Source organism: Pseudomonas sp. FG98 (assembly GCF_057808595.1).
In genome coordinates this window covers 220,998-234,600 of the sequence record NZ_JBMDIJ010000001.1, presented here as the reverse complement: position 1 = coordinate 234,600, position 13,603 = coordinate 220,998, and the positions used below count along the sequence as shown (strand labels likewise).

Genomic DNA, 13,603 nt, shown 5'->3' with positions numbered 1-13,603 from the left:
TTGCGCGTTATACCCTAGTAGGACGGTGCGCTAAAAGCAAAACCCCGGGCAAGCCCGGGGTTTTTTCTGCAAACGCCTCAAGATCAGCCGTTCTGGCGGATCCCCGCGACCAGCCAAGGCTGGTTTTCGCCCTGGGCGCGTTCCATGTTCCAGCTCTCGCTGAACACTTCGCCCTGGTCGAACCGGGAGGTTTTCGACACACCGCTGAAGGTCAGGGTAGCGATGGTCTTGTCGGCGCGATCGTCGACACCTTCCAGTTGCACATCGAGATTGTCGATGTAGGTGGACTGGAAGCCGTCACCCAGGTCGGCACGCTCGCGCTTGAGGAACTCAAGCAGTTGCGGCGTCACGAACTCGGCGATCTTGTCCATTTCATTGGCATCCCAGTGCTGTTGCAGCGTCTGGAAGTGGTTGCGCGCGGCAGCCAGGAAGTTCTGCTCGTTGAACCAGGCCGGAGCGTTGATCACCGGACGGGCTGCAGGCGCAGCGGAACCACCGAAGATCGAAGGCTGGGCTGGCTGCTGGAAGGTTTCACGCTGGTAGGCCGGGTGGCCAGCGGCGGCCATTTGTGGCTGCTGCTTGCGACGGCGTGCGGCAATGAAGCGGAACACCAGGAAGGCGATCAGCGCCATGATCAGGATGTCGAAGATCTGCATGCCTTCGAAGCCATCACCCATCAGCATCGAGGCCAGCAGGCCACCGGCAGCGATGCCGGCCAGTGGGCCGAGCCACTTCGAGGCGCCGCTGGCAGCGGCAGGAGCACGGCCTGGCACGTTCGGTGTCGCGGCAGGGTTGGCAGGAGTGGCCTGACGGGCCTGGTGCGTCGGCGCGGCGCCAGAGCTTTTGCCGCCGCCGAAGCGCTTGGCGTTGGCGTCGAGGCTCATGGTGAGACCGATGCACAGCGCCAGGGCGATGCTGAGAAAACGTTGCATAGAAGGGTATTCCCGTTTTGTGGATTACACGCGCGCCATGTTGCACAAGTTCAGGGACGCATGACAGCGACAAGATGTTTCCATCTTTTGCCTGAAAATTCCGACGACCCATGAAATGGGATGTAGGCCCTTTCTTCACTGGGTGAAGGAAAGGCCTACTCCGGTGGTCGGATTATTCGACTGGTTAGACTAGATAGCTTCGAGCTTGGCGTACCCGAGCATCAGCCACTTGCTGCCCTCGGAGAAATTCACCTGGACCCGGGCCTGAGCGCCGGAGCCTTCGAAGTTGAGGATGACGCCCTCGCCAAACACGGCGTGTTGCACGCGCTGGCCAAGGTTGAAGCTGGTCTGCGGGATGCTGGCATTGGCGAACAGGCTGCTCACGGTCTGCTTGGCTCCGGCGAACGGGCGGCTGACGCTGTTGGACAGGCGTACTTCATGAACCAGCCCGGCAGGAATCTCGCGGACGAAGCGCGACACCTTGTTGTAGGTCTCGCTGCCGTACAGCCGGCGGGTTTCCGCGTAGGTCATGACCAGATGCTGCATGGCCCGGGTCACGCCCACATAGGCCAGGCGGCGTTCCTCTTCGAGGCGGCCGGGCTCTTCCAGGCTCATCTTGTGCGGGAACAGGCCCTCTTCCATGCCCACCAGGAACACGTAGGGGAACTCCAGGCCCTTGGCGCTGTGCAGGGTCATCAGCTGGATGCTGTCTTCATGCTCGTCGGCCTGGGCATCGCCGGCTTCCAGCGAAGCATGCCCGAGGAAAGCGGACAGCGGTGACAGGTCGGCATCTTCCTCGCTGGTCTCGAAGTTGCGCGCGGCGCTGACCAGTTCTTCAAGGTTTTCTACCCGTGCCTGACCCTTTTCACCCTTTTCTTCCTGGTGATAGACGATCAGCCCGGACTGCTCGATGACCGTCTGGGTCATCAGGTGCAGTGGCATGTCGAGGGTCTTGGCCGAGAGGTTCTCGATCAGTTCGATAAAGGCAGCCAGGGCGCTGGCGGCGCGGCCTTTCAGAGCCTTGTTGGCCAGCAGCTGGAGCATGGCTTCCCACATCGACAGCTGGGCGTGCCGGGCATGCTCGCGGATGCTTTCGACGGTTTTTTCGCCAATCCCGCGGGGCGGCACGTTGATCACCCGCTCCAGCGCGGCATCGTTGCCACGGCCTTCCAGTAACCGCAGGTAGGCCATGGCGTTCTTGATCTCGGCGCGCTCGAAGAAGCGCTGGCCGCCATAGATGCGGTACGGGATGCGTTCGCGCAGCAAGGCTTCTTCAAGTACCCGCGATTGGGCGTTGGAGCGGTACAGGATGGCGATGTCGCTGCGCGCCAGGCCGGTTTTCAGCGCGCTCTCGATGGTTTCCACCACGTAGCGGGCTTCGTCGTGTTCGTTGAAGGCCGCGTACAGGTTGAGCGGTTCGCCGTCGCCGCCTTCGGTCCACAGCTCCTTGCCCAGGCGTCCGCTGTTGTTCGCGATCAGGGCGTTGGCGGCCTTGAGGATGCCGGCGGTGGAGCGGTAGTTCTGTTCCAGGCGGATCAGCTCGGCGTCCGGGAAGTCGCTGGAGAATTGCTGGATGTTTTCGATCCGCGCGCCGCGCCAGCCGTAGATCGACTGGTCGTCGTCGCCCACCACCATGAGGCTGTCGCCACCCTGGGCGAGCAGGCGCAGCCAGGCGTACTGCACGGCGTTGGTGTCCTGGAACTCGTCCACCAGCAGGTGGCGGAAACGCCGCGAATAATGCTGCAGCAGGCCCGGGTGGTCGCGCCACAGGTCCAGGGCGCGCAGCAGCAGTTCGGAGAAATCGATGACACCGGCACGCTGGCAGGCGGCCTCGTAGGCCTCATAAATGCTGCGCATGGTGCCGAGGAACAGGTCGCCATTGACCTGGATATGCTGCGGCCGCAGGCCTTCGTCCTTCTGCCCGTTGATGAACCACGTCGCCTGGCGCGCCGGCCAGCGTTGTTCGTCGAGGCCGAGGTCGCGGATCACCCGCTTGACCAGGCGCTGCTGGTCATCGCTGTCGAGGATCTGGAAATTCTGGTTCAGCCCGGCTTCCTGCCAGTGCGCGCGCAGCAGGCGGTGGGCCAGGCCGTGGAAGGTGCCGACCCACATGCCCGCCGGGCTGATGCCCAGCAGTTGCTCGATGCGGTGGCGCATCTCGGCGGCGGCCTTGTTGGTAAAGGTCACCGACAGGATCGAGTGCGGCGAGGCCTGCTCGACCTGGATCAACCAGGCGATGCGGTGCACCAGCACACGGGTCTTGCCGGAGCCGGCACCGGCCAGGACCAACTGACGCCCGACCGGCGCGGCTACTGCCTGGCGCTGGGCATCGTTGAGGGAATTCAGAAGGAGAGAGAGGTCATCGTGCATCCGCCCATTCTATGGGGGCAACGGATCCCTGGGCAAACCCGCTCGGAAAAAAGTCCCGGCGCTGCGACCGGCCGGTCATCGGCTGGAGTCCTTGGCCCGCGTGCTTGAGCGGTCGGCTTGTACGAAGGAATGAGAAATCCGGGGCACGAATTTATGACACAGAGCAGTTTGGCACCGCGCCTTGCTTGTGTATGCTCCGTCCACGTTTGCGGCTAACCATTACAAGAACACTGCCCATGACACTCGCATCTGGACCCGTCGGCGTGCCAATCGAGGCACGCCGCGGCATTCGCAAGCAATTTGCCACGCAGCTGGCGGTTGAGCGTACCCGTCTGCTGTACCAAGGCTCCCTGCTGCCGACCCTGTTCATGCTGTTGAACGGCCTGGTCTGTGCCTGGCTGCTGTGGAGTCCGCAGCGTTACTTGCTGGTCAGTGTCTGGGTGGTGTGGCTGATGGCCCTAGTATCGCTGCGGGTGATCCAGGTTGCGGCGTTCGATGCGGCGATGCCCGAGCGCCAGGCCAAGCCGCACTGGCGGCGCATGTTCCTGCTCGGCTCGGCGTTCAGCGGCCTGACCCTGGCCAGCGCGGCAATTGCCCTGGTCCCTGTGGATAACTTCGTGCAGCAGGCCTGGGTCTTCGGCCTGCTCGGGGCTGCGGCGCTCTCCGCCAGCGTCGCCTATGCCGTGAGCCTTCCGGCCTTCCTCAGTTTCGTCCTGCCCTGCCTGCTGCCGCCGATCGCCTTCCTGTTCTGGAGCGGCGATCCACAACATCAGGGCTGGGGCCTGCTCGGTCTTTTATTGCTGGGTGCCTTGCTGGTCGTGGCCTGGCAGGTCAACCGGCTGATCGAGAACAGCCTGCTGCGGCGCTTTCAGAACCAGGCGCTGATCGAGCACTTGCAGGCGGCCCACGCCCGCAGCGAGCAACTCAACCGGGCGCTGGCCGATGAAGTCGAGCAGCGCCGTGGCGCCGAGGAGCAGTTGCGCCAGGCCCAGATCGGCCTGGAAACCCGGGTCGCCCAGCGCAGCGCCGAGCTGGACGCGGCCAATCAGGCCCTGAGCAAGAGCGAACAGCGTCTGGCCCTGGCCCTGGAGGCCAGTGAGTTGGGCCTGTGGGACTGGAACCTGCAAACCGACGAAGTCCACCACACCCAACTGCGCGAGCTGTTCGGCCTCAACCCGGATGCGGTCAAGGCCATGCTGGTGCACCTCAAGCCGCGGTTGCACCCGGACGATGTCCTGCCGCTCAAGCGCACCCTGGTCGAACACCTCAAGGGTCGCACCGAGGACTACCGTATCGAATACCGCTTCCGTCACAACGACGGCCACTGGTGCTGGATCGAGGACCGCGGGCGGGCGGTGGAGCGCGACGCAGAGGGCCGGGTGCTGCGGATGATCGGTACCCGCCGTGATATCAGCGCGCGACGCGCCCAGGAAGAGCAGCAAAGACTGGCGGCGACGGTCTTCGAGGCGGCCAGCGAAGGCATCGCCATCCTCGGCCCCGACTATGAACTGCTCGCCTTGAACCAGGCGTTCTGCCGCATGACCGGCTACGGCCGCGACGAACTGCTCGGCCGCAATGCCCTGGAGTTGCCGTGCAGCCTCGATGCCCGGCGGCATTACGGGGCGATCGACCAGGCGCTGGAGCAGAACGGTCGCTGGCAGGGCGAACTGGTCGAGGCGCGCAAGGACGGCACGCTTTATCCCCAGTGGCTGCAACTCAATGGTGTATTCGATGGCCGGGGCAAGATCAGCAATGTGGTGGGCTTCTTCAGCGATCTGTCGGAGCGCCGCGAATCCGAGGAGCGGCTGCGCTACCTCGCCCATTACGACGAACTGACCGGCCTGGCCAACCGTGCGCTGTTCCGCCTGCGCCTGCTGGAAGCCGGCCAGCGCCTGCGCACCAGCGGACGCAGCCTGGCGTTGATGCATATCGACCTGGACCGCTTCAAGCTGCTCAACGACAGCCTCGGGCATGAAGTTGCCGACCAGTTGCTCAAGCAGATCGCCATGCGCGTCGGCAATGCCATGCCCGAGGCGGATACCGTGGCGCGCCTGTCCGGCGATGAATTCGTGGTGCTGTTCGATGGCTACAGCAACCTGTCCAGCCTGGTCCGGGTGGCCACCCGTCTGCTGGAAAAACTGCGGGTGCCGGTGCGCTTCGACAATCACGAACTGGTGATCAGCGCCTCGGTAGGCATCGCCCTGCTGTCGGACATGAGCCTCGACCTCAACCTGCTGGTCAACCAGGCCAACATGGCCATGCAGCACGCCAAGCACCTGGGCGGCGACAACTTCCAGTTCTATACCGAGAGCCTGCAGGCCAGCACCCTCGACCGCCTGCAACTGGAAAACCAGCTGCGCAAGGCCATCGACGAAGGTCAGCTGGAGGTCTACTACCAGCCCAAGGTATGCCTGGCGACGGGGCGCATGGACGCCGCCGAGGCGCTGGTGCGCTGGAACCATCCAACCATGGGCATGGTGCCGCCGGGGGATTTCATCGGCTTGGCGGAAGAAACCGGCCTGATCGCGCCCATGGGCGAATTCGTCCTGCGCCAGGCGTGCTGGCAGGCCTGCGAATGGCAGCGCCAGGGACTGGAGCCGATCCGGGTATCGGTGAACCTGTCGGTCTATCAGTTGCGCCAGGGCAAGCTGGTCAGCCTGGTGCGTCAGGTCCTGGAGGAAAGCGGGTTGACCCCGCACCTGCTGGAACTGGAGCTGACCGAAAGCCAGTTGCTGGACAGCGTCGAGCACATCATTGCGACCTTCAAGCAACTGCACGAACTGGGGGTGAAGCTGGCGATAGACGACTTCGGTACCGGCTATTCCTCGCTCAGTTATCTGAAGCGCCTGCCGGTGGACTACGTAAAGATCGACCAGGCCTTTATCCGCGGTCTGAAGGAAGGCAGCGAAGATGCCGCGATCACCCGGGCGATCATCATCATGGCCCACAGCCTCGACCTGATGGTGGTCGCCGAAGGGGTGGAAACCGAGGATCAGCTGCGCTTCCTGCGCGAGCAGGACTGCGATGAAGTGCAGGGCTACCTGATCAGCCGGCCGGTGCAGGCCGATGCACTGGCGCGGCTGTTGCGCGAGGAGATGGTCTGGTAGACCTCAGCCGTGCCACTCGCGGCCGTGGCGCGCCAGCAGGCTATGGGCCTGGTCCGGGCCGTTGGTGCCGGCGTGGTAGGGGCGCGGAGTCTGGAAGTGCTCCAGCCAGCCATTGAGGATCGGGTCGATCCAGGCCCAGGCTGCTTCCACTTCGTCGCGGCGCATGAACAGCGTCGAGTCGCCATCCAGGACATCCAGCAGCAGGCGCTCGTAGGCTTCCCAGCGGCGGGTCTGGCCGAATACCTGGGCCAGGTTCAGGTTGAGCTCCACCGGCTCCAGGCGCATGCCCTTGCCCGGGCTCTTGGTCATCATCTGCAGGCTGATGCGTTCATCCGGTTGTAGCTGGATCAGCAGCTGGTTGGCCCGGTCGCCCTCGAACAGGCGGTGCGGCACCGGCTTGAACTGGATGACGATCTGCGACGAGCGCTTGGCCAGGCGTTTGCCGGTGCGCAGGTAGAAGGGCACGCCGGCCCAGCGCCAGTTGTTGATATGGGCTTCGACGGCGACGAAGGTCTCGGTGTCGCTGTCGTTGTCCACATCCTTCTCGAAGTAGTAGGCCGGCACTTCCTGGCCGCCGATCTTGCCGGCGCTGTACTGGCCGCGCACCGTCTTGTCCTGCACGTCCTGGTCGGTGATCGGCTTGAGGGCGCGGAGGATCTTCACCTTTTCGTCGCGCACGGCCTCGGCGTCGAACTGTGCCGGCGGCTCCATGGCCACCAGGCAGAGCAGTTGCAGCAGGTGGTTCTGCAGCATGTCGCGGGTGGCGCCGGCGCGGTCGTAGTAGGCGCCGCGGTTTTCCACGCCAAGGGTCTCGCAGACGCTGATCTGCACATGATCGATCTGGCTGGCGCGCCATACCGGCTCCAGCAGGGCGTTGGCGAAGCGCAGGGCCATGAGGTTCTGCACGGTTTCCTTGCCCAGGTAGTGGTCGATGCGGAACACCTGGGACTCGTCGAACACCGCGCCGATGGCGCTGTTGATCGCGGTGGCGGATTCCAGGGAATGGCCGATGGGTTTTTCCAGGACGATGCGCGACTCGCTGTCCACCAGCCCGGCGATATTCAGGTGGGTAACGATGGGCACGAAGAGGTTCGGCGCGGTGGCCAGGTAGTAGATCCGCGCCAGGCCTCCAGGCTCGCCGAGAAAGTGCGAGAGACGGCCGAAGTCGGCGCTCTGCGAGGCGTCCATGGAGAAGTAGTCGAGGCGGGTGGCGAAGCGGTCCCAGGTGTCGTCGTCGAAGTCGTTGCGGGCGATCTGGGCGCGGCAGCGACGTTCTGCAAGCTTTTGAAAACTATTGCGCGGCATCGGGCTGCGGGCCAGGGCGACGATGCGTACCGCCGGGTGCAGACGACCCTCGCGATACAGGTGGTAGAGCGCCGGAAGCAGTTTGTGCAGGGCCAGATCACCGGTGCCGCCGAAGACCAGAATGTCACAAGGAATAGTCAAACCCACCACACTCCTGTCTCGTTTAGCTGGGCGGTTCGCCAGTCATGTAGTATAACTACAAGATTGCTACAACCGGCCAGCCGATCATAACCGAGTCCTGCCATTGAATCTGTTGCAACACATCGCCCAGTCGCGGCATCTGCTACGCAAGTCGGAACTCAAGGTCGCCGACCACGTATTGCTTGACCCCGCGGCGGTCATGCATAGCTCCATGGCCGACCTGGCCCACAGCGTCGGCATCAGCGAGCCGACCATCGTGCGTTTCTGCCGGGCCATCGGTTGCTCGGGCTTCCAGGACCTGAAACTCAAACTGGCGCAGAGCCTGGCCGCCGGTGCCAGTTTCGGCCAGTTCGCGATCCATGAAGACGACTCGGTCGCCGACTACAGCCTGAAGATCTTCGACACCACCCTGCATACCCTGATGGAAGTGCGCGAGCATCTGGATCCCGTCGCCCTGCAACGCGCAGTGACCGCCATGGCCCAGGCCCAGCGCGTCGAGTTCTACGGCTTCGGTGCCTCTGGTGCAGTGGCGGCGGATGCCCAGCACAAGTTCTTCCGCCTGCTGCTCAGCGCGGCGGCCTATTCCGACCCGCACATGCAGGCGATGTCGGCGGTCACCCTCAAGCCTGGCGACGTGGCGGTGTGCATCTCCCAGTCCGGCCGTTCCAAGGACCTGCTGATCACCGCCAACATCGTCCGGGAAAGCGGCGCCAACCTGATCACCCTGTGCCCGAGCCAGACCCCGCTGGCCGAACTGTCGACGGTCAACCTGGCCATCGACGTGCATGAAGACACCGAGATCTACACCCCACTGACCTCGCGTATCGCCCACCTGGTAGTGATCGACGTGCTGGCGATGGGCGTGGCCATGGCCCGCGGTCCGAGCCTGGTCAATCACCTCAAGAGTGTGAAGCGCAGTTTGCGCAGTCTGCGACTCTCTCCGAAGTCCTTGAAGAACATGGAAGACTGATCGTCATCCAGTGTTGTTCCTGATGGCCTCATCGCTGGCAATGCCAGCTCCCACAAGGTCCAGCGGGCGCCGCGAAATCTGTGGGAGCCGGCATTGCCGGCGATGAGGCCATCAGCATTTCATCACCCTTAACACCCCTGTCACCCTGCCGCAGTCAAACCGTCAACTTCGCGATTCAGTCTGAAGCTCCCGCAATCGATCAGGGAGACATGCAATGGCTCGTGACTACGAAGGTACGTACCAACCCAGCGCCAAATCCCGCAAGCAGCAGGAAAAGGACCAGCGCCGCATGGAATACCGCCGCGCGATCGAAAGCTATTCCGAACAGCGCCGCCTGCTCCAGGAGATCACCGATTTCGGCGATCTGCAGAGCTTCAACGTATGGCAGGTGTCGGCGGCAGAACCCCGGAGAAGCGCTCAACAAGCCCGCTGATCTGCGCACGTTCGCTGCGAATGAATGCAAGAAACGCCAAGGCCACCGGCGATTGCCGCTTGGCCTTGGACTGCACCACGCACCAGCTGCGATACAGCGGCAATTCCTCGACCGGCAACTCGCGCAACACCCCGGTGGCCAGTTCCAGGTTCAGCGCATGACGGGTCAGCAGGGCAATGCCCAGCCCGGCAATCACGCACTCGCGCTGAGCATCGGCCGACGCCACTTCCAGCGTCTGGGTGAAGTGCACGCGCTTCTCCTTGAAGTATTCCTCGCAGGCCTTGCGCGTGCCCGAGCCCTGCTCGCGGACCAGCAGCGTGTGTGGCTCCAGGTCCTGCAGGCGCAGACGTTCCAGGCGGCACAGCGGATGATCCGGCGGAGCGACGGCGACGATCGGATTGTTGAGGAACGGCAAGAACTCCAGGCCCATGTCCTGCGGGACCATGGACATGATGATCAGATCGTCGCGGTTGTCCGAGAGACGGCGGATCGCCTGGGCACGGTTGACCACCGTCAGGGTCAGGTTGACCTCCGGGTGAAGCTTCTTGAACGCCGCGAACAGATGCGGCACGAAGTACTTGGCGCTGGACTCCACCGCCAGCTTCAACTGGCCCTGTAGCGAGCCCTGCATGTCCGAGAGCTGCATGTCGAGGCTTTCAAGGCGACCGAAGATGTCCCGGCTGGCCCGTTGCAAGGCTTCTGCAGCCTCGGTGAGGTAGAGCTTTTTGCCGACGTATTCAAAAAGTGGCTGGCCGACCAGTTCTTCCAGCTGGCGGATCTGTAGACTAACGGCGGGTTGCGTCAGCGCCATCTCCTCCGCTGCCCGACTGTAAGACCGCAAATCACACACTTCATTGAAGATCTGCAATTGACGCAATGTCATACGCATCAATGACTTACGCACGTTATCCCCAGCCCTGTGAAAAACCTTGTTACGGCACTATAAGCAATTGCTAATGGAGCCCCTAATAATTATTGATTTTTGTTTATTCACACACGGCGCTAGGGTGATTACACGACTGGCCAGTTGATTCTGGTCACGCGCCGACCCGCATTTCCGGGTCGTTTGTCCAGCGGCTTTGGGAAGACTCCAGTGATAAAAAAAATCCTGATCGCCAACAGGGGTGAAATCGCAGTTCGGATCGTGCGGGCCTGCGCCGAGATGGGCATTCGCTCCGTGGCGATCTATTCCGACGCCGACCGTCACGCCCTGCACGTCAAGCGCGCCGACGAGGCCCACAGCATCGGTGCCGAGCCCCTGGCCGGCTACCTGAACCCGCGCAAGCTGGTGAATCTTGCCGTGGAAACCGGTTGCGACGCCCTGCACCCCGGTTATGGTTTCCTCTCGGAAAACGCCGAACTGGCGGATATCTGCGCTGAACGTGGGATCAAGTTCATCGGCCCGGCCGCTGAAGTCATTCGCCGCATGGGCGACAAGACCGAAGCCCGCCGCAGCATGATCAAGGCCGGCGTTCCGGTTACCCCCGGTACCGAAGGCAACGTCGCCGATATCCACGAGGCCCTGAACGAGGGCGACCGCATCGGTTACCCGGTAATGCTCAAGGCCACCTCCGGCGGTGGCGGCCGGGGTATCCGTCGCTGCAACAGCCGCGAAGAACTGGAACAAGCGTTCCCGCGGGTGATTTCCGAGGCCACCAAGGCCTTCGGTTCGGCGGAAGTCTTCCTGGAAAAGTGCATCGTCAATCCGAAGCACATCGAAGCCCAGATCATTGGCGACAGCTTTGGCAACGTGGTGCACCTGTTCGAGCGCGACTGCTCGATCCAGCGCCGCAACCAGAAGCTGATCGAGATCGCCCCGAGCCCGCAGCTCACCCCGGAACAGCGCGCCTACATCGGCGACCTGGCGGTGCGTGCGGCCAAGGCGGTCGGTTATGAAAACGCCGGTACCGTGGAGTTCCTGCTCGCCGAGGGCGAGGTGTACTTCATGGAAATGAACACCCGGGTGCAGGTGGAACACACCATCACCGAGGAAATCACCGGTATCGACATCGTTCGCGAGCAGATCCGCATCGCCTCTGGCCTGCCGCTGTCGGTCAAGCAGGAAGATATCCAGCACCGCGGTTTCGCCCTGCAGTTCCGCATCAACGCCGAAGACCCGAAGAACAACTTCCTGCCCAGCTTCGGCAAGATCACCCGTTACTACGCTCCCGGCGGCCCCGGCGTGCGTACCGACACGGCGATCTACACCGGCTACACCATTCCACCGTTCTACGACTCCATGTGTCTGAAACTGGTGGTCTGGGCGCTGACCTGGGAAGAAGCCATGGACCGCGGCCTGCGCGCCCTGGACGACATGCGCGTGCAAGGGGTGAAGACCACCGCCGCGTACTACCAGGAAATCCTGCGCAATCCGGAATTCCGCAGTGGCCAGTTCAACACCAGCTTCGTGGAAAGCCATCCGGAACTGACCAACTACTCGATCAAGCGCAAACCCGAAGAGCTGGCGCTGGCCATCGCCGCCGCCATTGCCGCGCATGCAGGCCTGTGAGGAACCCATAATGTCCAAGAAAATTTTCGTAACCGACACGATCCTGCGCGACGCCCACCAGTCCCTGCTGGCCACCCGCATGCGCACCGAAGACATGCTGCCGATCTGCGACAAGCTCGACAAAGTCGGCTACTGGTCGCTGGAAGTCTGGGGCGGCGCCACCTTCGACGCCTGCGTGCGCTTCCTCAAGGAAGACCCGTGGGAGCGCCTGCGCAAACTGCGCGCCGCGCTGCCCAACACCCGCCTGCAAATGCTCCTGCGCGGTCAGAACCTGCTGGGCTACCGCCACTACAGCGATGACGTGGTCAAGGCCTTCGTCGCCAAGGCGGCGGTCAACGGCATCGACGTATTCCGCATCTTCGACGCCATGAACGACGTGCGTAACCTGCGCGTTGCCATCGAAGCGGTGAAGGCCGCCGGCAAGCACGCCCAGGGCACCATCGCCTACACCACCAGCCCGGTGCACACCATCGACGCCTTCGTTGCCCAGGCCAAGCAGATGGAAGCCATGGGTTGCGACTCGGTGGCGATCAAGGACATGGCCGGACTGCTGACCCCGTTCGCCACCGGCGAGCTGGTCAAGGCGCTGAAAGCCGAGCAATCGCTGCCAGTGTTCATCCACTCCCACGACACTGCCGGCCTGGCCGCCATGTGCCAGCTGAAAGCCGTCGAGAACGGTGCCGACCACATCGACACCGCTATCTCCAGCTTCGCCTGGGGCACCAGCCACCCGGGTACCGAATCGATGGTCGCCGCCCTCAAGGGCAGCGAGTTCGACACCGGCCTGGACCTGGAACTGCTGCAGGAAATCGGCCTGTACTTCTACGCCGTGCGCAAGAAGTACCACCAGTTCGAAAGCGAATTCACCTCGGTCGATACCCGCGTTCAGGTCAACCAGGTCCCGGGCGGCATGATTTCCAACCTGGCCAACCAGCTCAAGGAGCAGGGTGCGCTGAACCGCATGAACGAAGTGCTGGCGGAAATCCCGCGGGTCCGCGAAGACCTCGGCTTCCCGCCGCTGGTTACCCCGACCTCGCAGATCGTCGGCACCCAGGCCTTCTTCAACGTGCTCGCCGGCGAGCGCTACAAGACCATCACCAACGAAGTGAAGCTGTACCTGCAAGGTGGGTACGGCAAGGCGCCAGGCGTGGTCAACGAACAACTGCGGCGTCAGGCCATCGGCAGCGAAGAGGTGATCGACGTACGCCCGGCCGACCTGCTCAAGCCGGAAATGACCAAGCTGCGCGCCGATATCGGCAGCCTGGCCAAGTCGGAAGAAGACGTACTGACCTTCGCCATGTTCCCGGACATCGGGCGCAAGTTCCTCGAAGAACGCGAAGCCGGCACCCTGACCCCTGAAGTGCTGCTGCCGATCCCGGAAGCCGGTGCAGTGGCCTCGGCCGGTGGCGAAGGCGTACCGACCGAGTTCGTCATCGACGTCCACGGCGAAACCTACCGCGTCGACATCACTGGTGTCGGCGTCAAGGCTGAAGGCAAGCGTCACTTCTACCTGTCCATCGACGGCATGCCGGAAGAAGTGGTGTTCGAGCCGCTCAACGAATTCGTCGGCGGTGGCGGCAGCAAGCGCAAGCAGGCCAGCGAGCCGGGCCATATCAGCACCTCCATGCCGGGCAACATCGTCGATGTGCTGGTCAAGGAAGGCGACGTGGTCAAGGCCGGTCAGGCGGTGCTCATCACCGAAGCGATGAAGATGGAAACCGAAGTGCAATCGCCGATCGCCGGCAAGGTTGCCGCCATCCACATCGCCAAGGGCGACCGGGTCAACCCGGGCGAGATCCTGATCGAGATCGAGGGCTGAAAAAGCCCTCGACTGTA

The 13,603-nt window shown here is 63.2% G+C and carries 9 protein-coding genes; 5 read left to right on the top strand and 4 right to left on the bottom strand.

The window, feature by feature from the left end:
• Positions 1 to 83: 83 nt before the first annotated feature.
• Positions 84 to 932, bottom strand: a complete 849-nt coding sequence (locus ACODSK_RS01080; protein ID WP_489013184.1) for a Tim44 domain-containing protein — start codon at positions 930 to 932, stop codon at positions 84 to 86.
• A gap of 189 nt (positions 933 to 1,121) precedes the next feature.
• On the bottom strand, positions 1,122 to 3,302 hold the full coding sequence (gene uvrD / locus ACODSK_RS01075; protein ID WP_489013182.1) for a DNA helicase II: 2,181 nt from the start codon (positions 3,300 to 3,302) through the stop codon (positions 1,122 to 1,124).
• A gap of 236 nt (positions 3,303 to 3,538) precedes the next feature.
• Here uvrD and ACODSK_RS01070 point away from each other — a divergent pair, with 236 nt between their 5' ends.
• Positions 3,539 to 6,409, top strand: coding sequence for a putative bifunctional diguanylate cyclase/phosphodiesterase (locus ACODSK_RS01070; RefSeq protein ID WP_489013180.1), 2,871 nt, complete (start codon positions 3,539 to 3,541; stop codon positions 6,407 to 6,409).
• Positions 6,410 to 6,412: 3 nt separating this feature from the next.
• Here ACODSK_RS01070 and zwf read toward each other — a convergent pair whose 3' ends face one another.
• Positions 6,413 to 7,855: a glucose-6-phosphate dehydrogenase gene (zwf, locus tag ACODSK_RS01065; protein WP_489013179.1), complete on the bottom strand. Its 1,443-nt coding sequence runs from the start codon at positions 7,853 to 7,855 to the stop codon at positions 6,413 to 6,415.
• A 103-nt stretch (positions 7,856 to 7,958) separates the two neighbouring features.
• On the opposite strand from zwf, the gene hexR reads away from it, so the two are divergent.
• Both hexR and ACODSK_RS01055 read left to right on the top strand, forming a co-directional pair.
• A complete protein-coding gene (gene hexR / locus ACODSK_RS01060; protein ID WP_489013177.1) occupies positions 7,959 to 8,825 on the top strand; it encodes a transcriptional regulator HexR in 867 nt (288 codons plus the stop codon).
• A gap of 214 nt (positions 8,826 to 9,039) precedes the next feature.
• On the top strand, positions 9,040 to 9,258 hold the full coding sequence (locus ACODSK_RS01055) for a PA3496 family putative envelope integrity protein (RefSeq protein WP_489013175.1): 219 nt from the start codon (positions 9,040 to 9,042) through the stop codon (positions 9,256 to 9,258).
• Here the strand turns inward: ACODSK_RS01055 and ACODSK_RS01050 are convergent.
• The gene (locus ACODSK_RS01050; protein WP_489013174.1) at positions 9,200 to 10,147 is read right to left on the bottom strand and encodes a LysR family transcriptional regulator; all 948 of its coding nucleotides are present in this window, start codon (positions 10,145 to 10,147) and stop codon (positions 9,200 to 9,202) included. The genes ACODSK_RS01055 and ACODSK_RS01050 overlap by 59 nt on opposite strands.
• 204 nt (positions 10,148 to 10,351) lie before the next feature.
• Here ACODSK_RS01050 and ACODSK_RS01045 point away from each other — a divergent pair, with 204 nt between their 5' ends.
• Together ACODSK_RS01045 and oadA are read left to right on the top strand one after the other, a co-directional pair.
• Positions 10,352 to 11,767 carry an acetyl-CoA carboxylase biotin carboxylase subunit gene (locus ACODSK_RS01045; RefSeq protein ID WP_009402468.1) on the top strand — a complete coding sequence of 472 codons (1,416 nt, stop codon included), beginning with the start codon at positions 10,352 to 10,354 and terminating at the stop codon, positions 11,765 to 11,767.
• A gap of 10 nt (positions 11,768 to 11,777) precedes the next feature.
• A complete protein-coding gene (oadA, locus tag ACODSK_RS01040; protein WP_075805799.1) occupies positions 11,778 to 13,586 on the top strand; it encodes a sodium-extruding oxaloacetate decarboxylase subunit alpha in 1,809 nt (602 codons plus the stop codon).
• Positions 13,587 to 13,603: the final 17 nt, after the last annotated feature.

What these genes read in the sequence shown, in the direction of transcription:
- uvrD (WP_489013182.1), bottom strand. Translation starts at nt 3,302, where the DNA reads ATGCACGATGACCTCTCTCTCCTTCTGAATTCCCTCAACGATGCCCAG.
- ACODSK_RS01050 (WP_489013174.1), bottom strand. Translation starts at nt 10,147, where the DNA reads ATGCGTATGACATTGCGTCAATTGCAGATCTTCAATGAAGTGTGTGAT.
- ACODSK_RS01070 (WP_489013180.1), top strand. Translation starts at nt 3,539, where the DNA reads ATGACACTCGCATCTGGACCCGTCGGCGTGCCAATCGAGGCACGCCGC.
- oadA (WP_075805799.1), top strand. Translation starts at nt 11,778, where the DNA reads ATGTCCAAGAAAATTTTCGTAACCGACACGATCCTGCGCGACGCCCAC.
- ACODSK_RS01055 (WP_489013175.1), top strand. Translation starts at nt 9,040, where the DNA reads ATGGCTCGTGACTACGAAGGTACGTACCAACCCAGCGCCAAATCCCGC.
- ACODSK_RS01080 (WP_489013184.1), bottom strand. Translation starts at nt 932, where the DNA reads ATGCAACGTTTTCTCAGCATCGCCCTGGCGCTGTGCATCGGTCTCACC.